Consider the following 14,633-nt stretch of genomic DNA (forward strand, 5'->3'; position numbering starts at 1 on the left):
CTAAACAGGGATGCCTTTTTATTTTTTAGGCTGAATTTTTTAAAAAGTGAAGGTGGATCATGAAGGACTTTATATTTTCCGTTTTATCGTTCTTATCGGACTTGGGCTATTTAGGTATTGCACTTGGACTTATGATTGAGATTATTCCAAGTGAAATTGTATTAGGTTACGGCGGCTATATGATTTCTAAGGGAATGTTTAGCTATCCTGGTGCAGTTATTGCCGGAACCATTGGCGGAACCATCGCGCAGCTTTTCCTTTATTGGGCCGGTTATTATGGCGGAAGGCCATTCCTTGAGAAATACGGCAAGTACATATTGATTAAAAAGAAACAAATCGATATATCCGAGAAATGGTTTGAAAAATATGGTGCAGGAATGATTTTCTCTGCCCGTTTTATCCCTGTAGTTCGGCATGCGATCTCTATTCCAGCCGGAATTGCAAAAATGCCTGTAAGCAAGTTCACTCTCTATACCATAGCAGCAATTGTCCCTTGGACGATCTTTTTCCTTTACCTGGGAGAAGTTTTAGGAAAAAATTGGGCCAATATTAAAGAATATGCCCAGCCCTATGTACTTCCCACAATTGCAGTCGCAGTTGTGATCGGCGTCATATACTTCCTCATTAAAAGAAAAAGTAAATAATTGATTAAAAGCAGACCCAAATTTCAGGGTCTGCTTCTTTTTTGTAAATATAGGTTTGGGCTCAATCAATCCGTTTTTGCATTCTATCAATTACTTTTAGATTTCTATCAATCAGTTTTTAACTCTTATCAATCATTTCTCCACTTTTATCAATCATTTGATAAATCTAAGTAACTAAAAAAAGTGCCCTGTTTCCAGGACACTTCAAATCTATTTTTTAAATTGGTATGGCAATGTTGCTACAATAACCTTCTTTTTATATAAAAGATAGGTGCGGATTAACAGGCTTGACTGGTTATGAAGAATGTAATGCCAGTTCTTCTTGGTCATGAACTGCGGAATCAGGACTGTTACCCTGTAGTTCGATTCACTTGCCTTGTGCTCGACAATATCAATGAACTTCCTTAACGGCTGAAGGACGCTCCGATAATGCGAATGTATTGTTACCAATCGGACATCAGGCCGCCATTTTTGCCATTTTTCCTCAAACTTCTTCTCATCATCTCTATCAAAGGAAACATAGACAGCAATCACCTGATCGGTAAGAGACTTAGCATAGTTGATAGAGTTTTCTACTACCTTAGTAATTCCTGCTACTGGGACTATGATAACATTTCCCTCTATTTTAACAGCTGGGTGATCTGGATCAATCCTGAGCTGCTCACCTACGGCATTGTAGTGAGTATATATCCGCTGAAAAAGAATCACAATTAATGGAAGGAAAATCAACACTGACCAAACTTGGCCGAATTTTGTGATAAAAAAGATCACTAGCACAGTAAAAGTAATGATGGCGCCAATAAGATTAGCCGTTAATTTTGCAATCCAGCGTGCCGGTTTTTCACGAATCCATTTAAGAATCATGCCCGTTTGTGAAAGGGTAAACGGAATAAATACTCCCACTGCATAAAGTGGAATGAGCTGTTCCGTCTGGCCGCCAAACGCGATAATCAGTACAATCGAAGCGACCCCAAGGGAGACAATTCCATTGGAATAACCGAGCCTGTCACCCCTGATGGTGAACATTCTTGGCATGTATTTATCCTTGGCCAGGTTATACGCCAGAAGCGGAAACGCGGAATAGCCTGTGTTAGCTGCAAGAACCAGAATCAGTGCTGTTGTACCCTGTACAAAAAAGTAAAGATAACCCCTGCCAAAGGTCCCTTTGGCAATTTGTGAGACAACTGTTTCATTGGCTTTTGGGGAAATCCCGTAATAATAAGCCATAAAGGTAATACCTGAAAATAACAAAGCAAGTAAAGATCCCATTAAAATAAGTGTTTTAGCCGCATTATTTGGTGCCGGGTCTTTGAAATTAGGGATCGCATTTGATATTGCTTCAACACCTGTGAGGGCCGAACACCCTGATGCAAAGGCACGCAATAGTAAAAACAATGTAATTCCCTGAACAGGCGTTCCAATGGAGATATGTGTACCTGCATGTACATGTCCTGTTAAAATTTTAAAAGCACCAGTTCCTATTAAAATAAACAGCGCAATAACAAATAGATAAACTGGATATGCAAGAATAGTAGCTGATTCTGTTAATCCACGTAAATTTAAAATGGTAATTAAAATAACAAGGATACAGGCAATAAAAACATTGTATGGATGAAGGCCAGGTAATGCTGATGTAATCGCATCGGTACCCGCCGACACACTAACAGCTACCGTTAAAATATAGTCAACTAGGAGAGACCCGCCAGCTATCAAACCCGCTGTAAGCCCCAGGTTTTCTTTAGAAACGAGGTAAGCCCCGCCCCCATTAGGATAGGAAAAGATAATCTGCCGATAGGACAATATTAATGCTGCCAATAAAAATAAAACCCCTATTGCAATAGGAACGGAGTACCAGTATGCAATAGCTCCAATGGTTGCCAAAACAAGCAAAATTTGCTCTGTTCCATAAGCTACAGAGGAAAGTGCGTCAGATGATAGAATGGCTAATGCTTTAAATATATTTAACTTTTGTTCGCCGAGTGCCGTCGATTTTAACGGGCGGCCGATCAAGAGTCGCTTGACAGAAGATAACATTTGATTCACCCACCAAAGCAAAGTTGAAATCCCGATTGATTTTAACATACTCCATTTGTAATATGAAGCATTTCTTTTGTAACATGCGCTTAATTTGACTCAGTTAGGTTTAAATAATAACATTATGGGTATATTTACTTTGTTAGAGTACATTTGTATTTTCTGAAAGGAATGATATTTTGAAAAGGCTAGGACTTGCTTGGCAAATTCTTATAGGATTGATACTTGGAATAGCCGTTGGGGCTATTTTTTACGGTAATCCTTCTACTACAACCTATTTACAGCCGATTGGCACTATTTTTATAAGGCTGATAAAAATGATCGTTATCCCGATTGTTATTTCCAGTATTATAGTTGGAGTTGCTGGCGTCGGAGATATAAAAAAGCTAGGAAAACTGGGTGGTAAAACTATCCTTTATTTTGAGATTATTACGACAATCGCGATTATTGTTGGATTGCTAGCTGCTAACCTGATCCATCCGGGTACTGGCATTAATATGAGTTCTCTGAACAAAGGCGATATCAGCGGGTACCTCTCCACTACTAAGGAAGTAAAAACTCACAGCATGGCTGATACTTTGGTTAATATTGTACCTGCAAACCTATTTGACTCTCTTGTTCGCGGGGACATGCTGGCTATTATCTTTTTTTCTGTCTTCTTTGGCCTTGGAATTGCTGCCATTGGTGAAAAAGGAAAACCTGTTCTAAACTTCTTCGAGGGAACAGCAAGTGCCATGTTTTATGTAACAAACCAGATTATGAAATTTGCACCTCTGGGGGTTTTCGCCCTAATTGGTGTAACCGTATCCACTTTTGGGGTTAGTTCCCTCATACCGCTAAGTAAATTGATTGTTACAGTTTATGGAACGATGATTTTCTTTGTTATAGTTGTATTAGGCTTAGTAGCAAGATTTTTTGGTATTAACATCTTCAATCTATTTAAAATTTTAAAAGACGAACTTATTCTTGCTTACTCTACAGCTAGCTCTGAAACTGTTTTGCCAAAGTTAATTGAAAAAATGGAGCGTTTTGGCTGTCCTAAAGCAATCACCTCATTTGTAATCCCTACAGGCTATTCATTTAACCTGGACGGCTCAACATTATACCAGGCATTGGCAGCGATTTTTATCGCTCAAATGTATGGAATCCACCTATCGATTGGACAGCAGATTTCCCTGATGCTTGTTCTGATGGTAACATCAAAGGGTATTGCCGGAGTTCCTGGAGTATCATTCGTTGTTCTTCTTGCTACTCTTGGAACAGTTGGAATTCCTCTTGAGGGACTAGCATTTATTGCAGGTATTGACCGCTTGCTTGATATGGCCCGAACAGCAGTAAACGTGGTTGGTAACTCACTTGCCGCCATTGTTATGTCAAAATCGGAAAAGCAGTATGACGAGGATAAGGGTGCTGCTTATCTTAATGAGATTAACGGACGTAAAACAGTACTGGAAAAATAATTAGAATAACTTGGCATTCGCCAAGTCTTTTGGCGGTGCCCTAGTTTTTCTTATCACGCTCAAACGGCACTTCCTCGAAAAAGCTATGCTTTTTCTTCGTGCGAGGCAAAGCTAACGAAGCTTTCCTTGTCCTGTGCCTTTCGCCTGACTAGGACTTCCTGTCCGTCGTGCGTTCAGAATTTATGAATATAAATTCTGATTAGCGAACAAACCCACTGGATAACCAGTGGGTTTTCTTTTTGCTAAAAAGCTTCTGCCAATTCCTCGAAAAAATCACACTTATAAGATGACACCTGCAATCGCAGCTGACAGCAGGCTGACGAGTGTTGCACCATATAGGAGCTTTAGGCCGAATTTCGCCACCAAGTTGCCTTTTTCTTCGTTTAATCCCTTTACAGCTCCCGTGATAATACCAATAGAGGAGAAGTTGGCAAACGATACTAGAAAAACGGATACAATTCCGACAGTACGGGCAGATAATGAGCCTGCTATTTTTCCCAAGTCTATCATAGCAACAAATTCATTTGAGACCATTTTAGTGGCCATAATCGTTCCCGCTTTAACAATTTCAGAAGCCGGAACGCCAACAATAAAGGCAAATGGTGCGAAAACATAGCCAAGCATTGTTTGAAAGGTCATTCCAAAAATCATTCCGAAAACATGGTTTATGGCACTGATAAGAGCTACAAATCCAATTAGCATTGCCCCTACTATCACAGCTACTTTAAAACCGTCAATAATATATTCTCCAAGCATTTCAAAAAAGGTTTGCTTTTCTTCCTGAACCACCACTAAATCATCTTCATCAGATAATTCATAAGGGTTAATAATATTAACGATAATAAAGCCTCCGAAAAGGTTGAGAACAAGAGCAGTAATAACATATTTGGGATCAATCATGGTCATATAAGCTCCAAGAATAGACGCCGAAACCGTTGACATGGCAGAGGTGCACAATGTATATAAACGGCGGGCAGGTAAATATCCGAGCTGTTTTTTTACGGATATAAATACCTCAGATTGCCCAAATACAGCTGATGCTACAGCATTATAGGACTCAAGTTTTCCAAGTCCATTCACTTTGCTTAAAAGAAGTCCAAGGTATCGGATAATAACCGGGAGAATACGTAAATGCTGGGCAATCCCTATTAATACAGAGATAAATACAATAGGGAGAAGAACATTCATAAAGAAAGGCATTGCCCCTTTATTTGCTAAGCCTCCAAATACAAAGTTTACCCCGTCGGCAGCATATGAAAGCAAATGGTCAAAAAGAGCGGATATTCCTCTTATAATAATAAGTCCCGCTTCCGTATTTAACAGTAGGTATGTAAGAATAAGCTGCAAAATTAGCATGATTATTATGGGCTTTATTTTAATTCCTTTGCGATTATTGCTGACAAGATAAGCCAGCAAAAAGATAATGATTAAAGCCGCCACAAAAAGTATGTATTTCATTGTTTCGCTCCTTCTGGTTGGAATTCTTGAAGATATAGGACACTCAGCATCGACATGTTTCGACATTACCTTCAGACATAGTGATGATTATAAATTCGCCATTTTATCCTGTCAATAAAGCAAAACATTATAACAATTCTGAGGTTTTTATATTACTGCTTATTTTTTACCTTTCTCATAAAAAATAGCCCCTTTTTATGGGGACAGTTTGGACCTATGATAAGAAAATGCCATGGCACACAGAGCGCCATAGCATTTTATGATTATTTTAATTCAACATCTTTTAAAGGAATCCATTTCGTTTTCTTGGCTAATTTATAGCCAAACCATAACAGCAGGAAGATTGGAATGCCAATATAGGTTACCATGACGCCCTGCCAGTCAATTTTATCCCCTGTGAAGGCCTGATAATTCTGGCCAAGTATAATAAAGACACAAAGCACCGTTGCCAGAATGGGACCTAATGGGAACCATTTTGCCTTATATACTAAATCATTTAAATCGTTGCCTTGATAAAGATAAGCTTTACGGAAGCGGTAATGGCTGAGAGCAATCCCCGCCCAGGCAATAAACCCTGTTAATCCTGAAATATTAAGCAGCCACATGAATACCTTGCCTTCTCCAAAGAAAGAGCTTAAAAATGCCAAGAGGCCAAATGCTGTTGTGAAAATAAGAGCGTTCATTGGTACACCGTTCCTATTCAGCTTCGCCATAAAGGCTGGTGCCTGGCGGTCTTTCGCCATAACATAAAGCATTCTGGTTGCTGCATAAAGGCCGGAGTTTCCTGCAGAAAAAACGGATGTAAGAATAACTGCATTCATGACTGAAGCCGCAAAAGCAATACCCGCACGCTGGAACACCAGAGTAAATGGGCTCATTGCTACCTGTTCAATATCCGAGCTCATCAAGCTTTTATCTGTAAACGGAACAATCAATCCAATAATTAGAATGGCAAGCATATAAAACAGCAATATTCTCCAGAAAACCTGCTTAATTGCCTTCGGTACATTTTTCTCTGGCTCTTTACTTTCACCAGCAACAATACCAACCACTTCCGTTCCCTGGAAAGAGAATCCGGCAACCATAAATATGCCAAGCAGTGCCAGGAATCCACCATGGAAAGGAGCATCTCCTGCTGTAAAATTCTTCACACCAACCGCGTCTCCGCCGCCAGTCATAATACCGAAAATCATTAAAAATCCAAGTATGATAAAAGCAATAATCGCCACAACTTTAATCATAGAAAACCAATATTCTGCTTCCCCGTATTGTTTTACAGATAGGAAGTTAATTGTAAAAATAAAAATTAAAAACAGTGCACTCCATATAAAAGAAGGTACATGCGGAAGCCAGTACTTCATTATTATAGATGCTGCCGATGTCTCAACTGCTAATGTGGTTGCCCAGCTGAACCAGTAGATCCAGCCAATCGCAAATCCAAAAGACGGATCAACGAACTTTGTAGCATACGTGCTGAATGAACCTGTAACAGGCATATAGGTACTCATTTCCCCAAGGCTTGTCATTAACAAATAAACCATGATACCAATTATTCCATAAGCAAGGAGTGCACCACCCGGACCTGCTTCATGAATGGAAGCACCACTTCCTAAAAACAATCCGGTTCCGATACTGCCTCCAATCGAAATCATCGTCAGGTGGCGGGCACCCAGCCTTCTTTTTAAACCTGAGGCAGCTTCAGCCCTTCCCCTCTTTACTTTTCCAAGATTTTGAGTATGACTTATATTTGCTTCTTTCATGTGGTCTTCTCCATCCTCTCCAAGGTCTGGCTTGTCTATTTGTTTGGTTTCTAGCTAAATACCCTTGATGTATAGCTATCCAAACTAGAAAAAAGATGGAAAAAACCACTCCTTAAAAAGGAGCGGTCGAATGATTAGAATTGCTTATAGCCTTCTGTTTCCAGGAGAAATATTTTCATCGGTATACGGCTGCCTGCGTAGCCAGTCATATCACCGCTTTTTCCAATAACCCGGTGACATGGAATAATAATAGGCACTTGATTTGCTTTATTAGCCTGGCCGACTGCCCTAACTGCTTTAGGACTCCCAACTTTTTCGGCAATGTCAGAGTAGCTCCGGACTTCACCGTATGGTATTTCCTGCAGCGCCTTCCACACCTTTTGGCGGAATTCGGTCCCCTCAACTGACAACGGTAAATCAAAGGTTTTTCTTTTTCCATTAAAATACTCATCCAGCTGATAAACAGCCTCCAGGCATAACTCATTGCCTTCCTCTAAATCAGGGTGCTGTAATGAAAAAGTTTGCCATTCCTCTTCAAATATCTCTACTCGTTTAATACCTGTTTCGTCCCCAATTACATATATCGGCCCGTTGGGTGAAGAATACATAGCATAGCCCATTTTCGCCATACCCAGCACCTCGATTCTCTTTAATAACAATAATTATAACAAAAAACGGACCGGATTGGGCGTCCTACCGGTCTTAATCAGCATCAATTATGGTATTTATAGTAATCCTGAGAATGGTAGGCTCTAAAGCCGCATGACTCATAAAGCCCCAACGCATTGGAATTTTTTGCCTCCACCTCAAGAAAAACAGGGAAGCCCTTACGAGTTTCCTCTATTACAACCTTTGATAGTGCACGTCTTCCTATACCTCTTCCCTGAAGGTCCGGAAAAATAGCAAAACCATAAATCCATGCTTCCCCATTTAATTCAGAAATACGTATTTTTCCTGCCGTTTTTCCTGCCGCTTCAATAATAAAATTTTGATCGATGCTGGAGTCTCTAATGCTTTTATTAAATTTGCGGGCTTCATCTTCTTTAAACCCAAAAGCAAGGACTTCAAGCTGAACTTCCGCTTCCAAATCTTCAGCTGATACCGATGGCCTTAATGTAATATTTGGATCATCTGACAATTCAGCTTCACGCCATTTCATCTGATATTCAGCAATCGAAAAAGTACAAGGAACTGTTTTTAAAAATTCCTTTGCAGATTGGGAATCCGTTGGGGCATTTAGCAAAATAGTTTCCGTATTTCTTTTTTTTGCTTCTTCAAGCCCTTTTTCAAGCATATTTGCAAAAATTCCTCTTCTTCGGTAATCAGGATGGACCATTCCACAAAGCTCTACCTTATTACCAAAACCATAGCTTCCCAGAAAACCAACAAGCTGGCCATCTTCATAATGAAAGAGGTCATCCTTGCTATTTTCCGGCCTGCTTTCAAGCATATCAAAATTCAGCTTTAGCTGAAATCCTCCATCCTTCTCGCAAATCTCCTGAAGGGATTTAATTTCAACTAATTTTTCTTTTGTTAACATCATTTCACCCCTGTTCATATCCACTATTCCTATTCTTGGAAAGCTGAATGATTTCCTCCTTTTTAAAGTGCAATTCATATTTATAGACTTTTTGGCAAAAAATAATGATTCGAAGGTACTTGTACTGATTAAAGGAGTTATCTCAGTGAATCGAAAACTTAATTTCATCCTTAGTAGTTTGTTCATGCTATTAATGGCTGGCCTATTTATATTTTATTTCCTTAAACATGACTCCTCACGCTGGCAGGTGGCCCTTGGAGGAATTGTAGTAAGTGCTCTGCCGCTTCTTTTGCTCCGTGTTAAACATAACCCTTTTAACAACATTATCCTAATTGGGTATTTTGTGTTTATTTTTTGTTCCACCTTCTTAGGATCCATTGCCCTTTTTTACCTGCATCATAAATGGTGGGATACCACTCTCCATTTTTATAAAGGGGCATACGTTGCATATGTGGGGCTGGCACTTTTCAATTTATTCATACCTAAGAGTGCAATAAGTTATATATCGGACTGGATTCTCTTTCTCTATCTGCTCTCTCTCTCGGTAACTGCAAGTGTTCTTTGGGAAATATATGAGTTCCTTGGTGATAAAACCTTTACCCATACCATGCAGAGAGGCGGTAATACCGATACGATGATCGATTTAATTGCTGGCTTAGTTGGCGGGCTTCTTATGGCTCTTTTTTCAATAAAAAGAAAGCAGGTGGCCAAATGAATAGAATAATCGTGATGCTCATTAGTTTGCTCTATACGGTCTTTATGGGTATCTTGGCCTTTAATTTTCACGGAAGTTTTAAATCAATGGTTGCGATTGGGGGTATTGCCTGCGGTGCCATACCTCTACTTTTGGCAGTCTTTTTAAAGTTAGAGTTTAATTTGCCGATTATTATTTCCTACTTCATTTTCCTGTTGGGCTCCCAGTATTTTGGTTCTATACTTGGATGGTATGGTCTTGGCTGGTGGGACACTTTTATGCATTTTGTCAGTGGTGCAATCCTGGCCTTTGCGGCCATAGCCCTCTATGAGCGGCTGATTCATCGGGCAGCAGGAAGCTCCGTCTCTCCCTGGTTTGTGTTTCTTTATACTCTCTCCTTTGCTGCCCTGGGAGGAGTCTTGTGGGAAATCTATGAATTCAGTTCTGATCAGCTATTCGGAATGACACTGCAGGGGGGCGGCAACACCGATACGATGACCGACCTGATTGCTGATACAATAGGGGGGCTGGCCATTGCCCTCTGGGCAGGAATTAGGACTAGAATAAAGAATCATGCTTCTTGAACAAATTAAATCCCCGCTGAAACAGCGGGGATGTTTTATTGCAGGTATTCAGGACTTTCTTTTTCAGATCCCTCTTTTAGCTCGTTAAAAAGGTTTGTCTCTGAATTCTTGGCAGAGGATTTTGGCTGCTTTCCCTTAAAATATTGGTCAAGTACTTTATGTAATTCTTTTGAGGTTAAAGGCTTGGCTTCGTCTTTAAGTTCATAGCCCAGTATTCCGTTTGGTTCAAGCGTCGCTATTTTTACATCTTCCATCTGGGAAATCCCCTGATTCCGCAGCCTCATTTCTATCTGATCCACTGTTAAGCGAAGTTTTTTAAGGCTCTCTTTATTTACTATTCCGTTCTCTATAACTATTCGAGATTTGCCGGTTATCAGCCTTTCAAAAAAATTGAATTTAAATTGGAGATATTCAAGAAGAATAAGGGACCCTACAAACACGCCGGTAGCAATAGAGGCATCAAGGACACCATCCTTTGCAATTGGATTGCCTATGATAGTTCCAATCGACACCATTACAACTGTTTGGGCCAGTGTCATCTGGGCAATTGATTTCCTTCCGGCTATTCTTAATAAAATGGTACTCACAACATATAGAATAATCGCGTCTAAAACCAATTTCATATCATCACCCTTTTTAACTTCCCCTCCTTAGCTCCCGGCAATTCATGCAAAAAGCCTTCAAATAAGAAAAGCGCAAGCGCCCGTTCAGCGACGTATGGCCATTTGAAGAAAGGCTAAGGTCGCCACGTCCTCGAAAAGCTGCGCTTTTCTTCGTGCGATGTAAAAGCTGCCGGAGCTTTCCTTGTCCTGTGGCAACGCCTTTCTGACCCGCGTCCTGCGGGCCTCAACTTCGACTGAGATAAAGGATACACGAAATGCAAAGCATTTCGATGTTGACTTATCGTAGGGAGAAGCGGGATGGACACTAGCTGCACCAAGTATCACCTAAAGGTCATACTTGATGCAAGATACTCAAGGAAGCTTTACAGGGATGAAAACTCGCTGGGCGCTGCAGCTAGACAATTTAAAAGGTAAAACCTTATACTTTCTTAACCATTAAAAAACGCCTTTAACAGGCGTTTTTTGGAATAAATTATGGTTTCAGGACAACCTTAATGCACTCATCCTCATGTTCATAGAAAGTCTTGTACATTTCACTCGCCTGATCAAGAGGCATTCGGTGTGTTATGATTTCAGTCGGATCGAATTCACCGGCCATTATTTTTTCAAACAACATCGGCATATAATGAATGACTGGAGCCTGTCCGGTTTTTATAGTAATGTTTCTTTCAAAAATATTACCTAGCGGGAACGCATTGTATCTTGCACCATATACCCCCGTTAACTGCATTGTTCCGAACTTCCTGACAGCTTTTCGCCCAATATCAATAGCACTTAAAGTTCCGCCCTGCAGTTTTAGTTTTTGCTCGATTGCTTCTACTGCTGATTTTTTTCCATCCATTCCTACACAGTCAATGACAATATCAGTACCGCCATTGGTTATTTCCTTTATATAAAGTCCCGCATCATCATAGTCCTCAAAATTAATGATTTCCACATTATTCATTCTTTTGGCATGATTTAAGCGATACGGAAGGTTATCTACAGCAATTACCCTCTTTGCACCTTTCATCCAGGCAAACTTTTGGGCCATTAATCCAACCGGCCCGCAGCCAAGCACTGTTACTGTCGATCCTTTTGATACACCTGCATTTTCAACACTCCAATAAGCTGTTGGTAAAACGTCCGACATAAAAAGAAGTGCCTCATCCTCAAGTTCGCAGGATTCCGGTATTACAAAGGGCATAAAATTTCCGTATGGTACACGCAAATATTCTGCTTGTCCGCCCTGGTAGTTTCCGTATCTTTCCGTAAATCCAAAATATCCCCCGCTATCCACGTTTGGAATTGGATTATCCGGATTGGAATTATCACATTGGCTTTCCATGTCATGCTGGCAATAATAGCATTGTCCACATGAAATGTTAAACGGCAGGACGACACGATCGCCTTTTTTCACCTTTGTCACTTCTGGTCCAACTTCTTCTACAATCCCCATAGGCTCATGGCCAACAACGTAGCCATGGCGGGTTGGCATGGCTCCATTATAAATATGGAGGTCTGAACCACATATTGCTGTCGAAGTAATTTTTACAATAATATCATCCTTTTTTTCGAGCCTTGGATCATCAACCTCTTTAACTTGCATATCCTTTGCACCTTGGAATGTTACTGCCTTCATACTCAACCTCCTAAAAAATAGAATACTTTTCTATACCCGTTCGCTTTATTAATATGTTAGAAAACTGGAACTTTTAAAAAAGGACTAAAGGAAACAGCACATTTACTCCGTTTCAAAAAAATATTAAAAGGGGGGTCTATAGTGTCTGATGCCCTAGTTTTGCTTATCACGTTCAAAACAGTTCATTCCCGAAAAAGCTATGCTATTTCTTCGTGCGAAGCAAAGCTGACGAAGCCTTCCTTGTCCTTTCCGTCGTGCGTTCAAAATTTATGGATATAAATTTTGATAGCTAAAGAAAAGAAGACCCAGCTCAGCCGGGCCTTCCTTTCCATATTCATTCTTACCAGTGATGCGCTTTAGCGTTTGATCTCAAAATAATATTCGTTTGAGTCATCTTCGTATGCCCATTCACTTGCGACTTTGAGCGTTTAGGCCGTGTCCAATTGTGGTGAAAAAGCTGAGAATGCGGATCAAGCTGATCTCTAAAACTCATCGAATCACCCCTGGATAAGAATAAAGGACAATGTTCGGAAAGAACATCATCCTTTATAGGATCTGTTATAAGAGCAGGAATCATACCTTTTTTATTCCGCTGCCTCATGACTAAATGTATGTTCCTGATTTAGTTCTTTATCCCGCTTAATTCTTCCCTTTCCAACCGATAATGCAACCAGTATTCCAACAGCAATAAATACAAGCCCTGTTAAAAAAACAGTTGTAAACGAATCAGACCATGCTGTTTGGATGGAATGAATGATTAATTTTTTCATTTCTTCCGGCATTTTTAATACATCTGGCTTAATTAAAAGTCCAAATAAAACATCGGTTTTTTCAGAAAGAGCTTTTAAGGCTTGATGTGCCATTGGATTGGCTGCCTTATCCGCTACATCTGCCATGTTTGTTTCAAGCGAATGATTCATAACAGAGTTTAATATTGTAATCCCGATGGTTCCGCCAATGGAACGGAAAAAGGTGGACGCTGATGTAACAGTACCTAGCTTGTTTTTTGGAAATTCATTTTGAATAGCGATCATTAAAGTCGGCATTACAAGTCCCATACCAAGCCCAAGGACCACCATATATGCGTATGCAGTAAATTTACTTGAGTCCAAGCCCATTGTACTCATCAGATAAAAGCCTAGTGATGCAATTAGCATCCCCATAGTTAAAACTGTACGATAGCGCAGCCTTAACAGCAGCTGTCCACCCAGAACACTGGCGGCGATCATCGCGATCATCATCGGAGTCATGGTAGAACCTGCCTGTGTTGGTGATACGCCAAGGATTCCCTGCATAAACATTGGAACAAACATGATGGCTCCAAACATACCAAGCCCCAGTAAAAATCCCAGACCATTCATGGTTGCAAAAATGCGATTTTTAAACAAAGATAAATCAAGAATTGGTTCTTCCGCTTTTCGTTCAATAAAAGCAAACAAAATCAACAGCAGAACCGAGCCTCCGAAAATCATATAAGATTTAGCTGAAGCCCATTCAAACTTATCTCCTCCGAATGTTAATCCAAGGAGCAACAAAACAATTGCCGGGATCAATGTTACAATTCCCCAATAATCGATATTAACTTTTTCCTTTGTTTTATGAGCATTTTCGTGTTTCAAGCCTGTAAAAATTAAAAAAGTAGAGAAAAGGCCAAATGGCACATTAATAAGGAAAATCCAGTGCCAGGTAATATGATCAACAATTAGCCCTCCGAGGAATGGCCCAATAACAGAGCTTAATCCAAAAAGCGCCCCGAATATCCCCTGCCACTTTGCTCTTTGTTCTGCTGTAAAAATATCACCAACAATTGTTTGGGAAAGAGGCATGATCATACCGCCGCCGATACCCTGTAATCCCCTGTAGATGATTAATTGTTCCATTGAAGTAGCTGTTGCACAAAGACCCGAGCCTATTACAAAGATAATTGTCCCGGTCAAATAGAGAAATCTTCTGCCATAAAGATCCGACAATTTCCCTACAATAGGTACAATAGTAGTGGATGTAATCATATAAGCCGTAGTTACCCAGGCAAAGATTTTAAAACCATTTAATTCAGAAATAATTGTTGGCATAGCAGTACCTACAACGGTTTGCTCAAGCGCACTAAAAAACATCCCGATGATTAGGCCGGTCAGGACGATTCGGGTATTAATTCCTTTTTGCTGAATTTCCATCTCTTTATCTCCTTTTCATAATGAATAGAAGGTCAAGTTTT

At 40.1% G+C, this 14,633-nt stretch carries 13 protein-coding genes; 4 read left to right on the forward strand and 9 right to left on the reverse strand.

Features of this window, described 5'->3' with window-relative positions; all coding sequences use genetic code 11:
• The first annotated feature begins 59 nt into the window (after positions 1–59).
• A complete protein-coding gene (gene uptA, locus G8761_RS21840; protein WP_166030072.1) occupies positions 60–644 on the forward strand; it encodes an undecaprenyl phosphate transporter UptA in 585 nt (194 codons plus the stop codon).
• Positions 645–854: 210 nt separating this feature from the next.
• Here uptA and G8761_RS21845 read toward each other — a convergent pair whose 3' ends face one another.
• On the reverse strand, positions 855–2,678 hold the full coding sequence (locus G8761_RS21845; protein WP_166030114.1) for an APC family permease: 1,824 nt from the start codon (positions 2,676–2,678) through the stop codon (positions 855–857).
• Positions 2,679–2,857: 179 nt separating this feature from the next.
• On the opposite strand from G8761_RS21845, the gene G8761_RS21850 reads away from it, so the two are divergent.
• Positions 2,858–4,138 (forward strand): cation:dicarboxylate symporter family transporter, encoded by a 1,281-nt coding sequence (locus G8761_RS21850; protein WP_166030073.1) that lies wholly within the window; start codon positions 2,858–2,860, stop codon positions 4,136–4,138.
• A 279-nt stretch (positions 4,139–4,417) separates the two neighbouring features.
• On the opposite strand, the gene G8761_RS21855 is transcribed toward G8761_RS21850, so the two are convergent.
• The 4 genes from G8761_RS21855 to G8761_RS21870 form a co-directional block, all read right to left on the reverse strand.
• Positions 4,418–5,596: a NupC/NupG family nucleoside CNT transporter gene (locus G8761_RS21855; RefSeq protein ID WP_166030074.1), complete on the reverse strand. Its 1,179-nt coding sequence runs from the start codon at positions 5,594–5,596 to the stop codon at positions 4,418–4,420.
• A 263-nt stretch (positions 5,597–5,859) separates the two neighbouring features.
• On the reverse strand, positions 5,860–7,248 hold the full coding sequence (locus G8761_RS21860) for an amino acid permease (RefSeq protein ID WP_243450117.1): 1,389 nt from the start codon (positions 7,246–7,248) through the stop codon (positions 5,860–5,862).
• A gap of 242 nt (positions 7,249–7,490) precedes the next feature.
• Complete coding sequence (locus G8761_RS21865; RefSeq protein ID WP_166030076.1) at positions 7,491–7,985, reverse strand: methylated-DNA--[protein]-cysteine S-methyltransferase; 495 nt, start codon at positions 7,983–7,985, stop codon at positions 7,491–7,493.
• 83 nt (positions 7,986–8,068) lie between these two features.
• Entirely contained in the window at positions 8,069–8,914 is an 846-nt protein-coding gene (locus tag G8761_RS21870) for a GNAT family N-acetyltransferase (protein ID WP_243450114.1), read from the reverse strand.
• Between the two features lie 127 nt (positions 8,915–9,041).
• Between G8761_RS21870 and G8761_RS21875 the strand changes: the two genes are divergently transcribed.
• Together G8761_RS21875 and G8761_RS21880 are read left to right on the forward strand one after the other, a co-directional pair.
• The gene (locus G8761_RS21875; RefSeq protein ID WP_166030077.1) at positions 9,042–9,611 is read left to right on the forward strand and encodes a DUF2238 domain-containing protein; all 570 of its coding nucleotides are present in this window, start codon (positions 9,042–9,044) and stop codon (positions 9,609–9,611) included.
• A complete protein-coding gene (locus tag G8761_RS21880; protein WP_166030078.1) occupies positions 9,608–10,174 on the forward strand; it encodes a DUF2238 domain-containing protein in 567 nt (188 codons plus the stop codon). The genes G8761_RS21875 and G8761_RS21880 overlap by 4 nt, the downstream gene beginning before the upstream one ends.
• 35 nt (positions 10,175–10,209) lie before the next feature.
• Here G8761_RS21880 and G8761_RS21885 read toward each other — a convergent pair whose 3' ends face one another.
• The 4 genes from G8761_RS21885 to G8761_RS21900 all read right to left on the reverse strand — a co-directional run bounded on the left by G8761_RS21885 (position 10,210) and on the right by G8761_RS21900 (position 14,592).
• Positions 10,210–10,797, reverse strand: a complete 588-nt coding sequence (locus tag G8761_RS21885) for a DUF421 domain-containing protein (protein WP_166030079.1) — start codon at positions 10,795–10,797, stop codon at positions 10,210–10,212.
• 472 nt (positions 10,798–11,269) lie between these two features.
• Entirely contained in the window at positions 11,270–12,418 is a 1,149-nt protein-coding gene (locus tag G8761_RS21890; RefSeq protein ID WP_166030080.1) for a zinc-dependent alcohol dehydrogenase, read from the reverse strand.
• A 340-nt stretch (positions 12,419–12,758) separates the two neighbouring features.
• Positions 12,759–12,911, reverse strand: a complete 153-nt coding sequence (locus G8761_RS21895) for a YpzG family protein (protein WP_166030116.1) — start codon at positions 12,909–12,911, stop codon at positions 12,759–12,761.
• A 91-nt stretch (positions 12,912–13,002) separates the two neighbouring features.
• Entirely contained in the window at positions 13,003–14,592 is a 1,590-nt protein-coding gene (locus G8761_RS21900) for an MDR family MFS transporter (protein WP_166030081.1), read from the reverse strand.
• Positions 14,593–14,633: the final 41 nt, after the last annotated feature.

Origin of the sequence: Neobacillus terrae (assembly GCF_011393025.1) — a bacterium.
Lineage (GTDB): Bacteria > Bacillota > Bacilli > Bacillales > Cytobacillaceae > Neobacillus_A > Neobacillus_A terrae.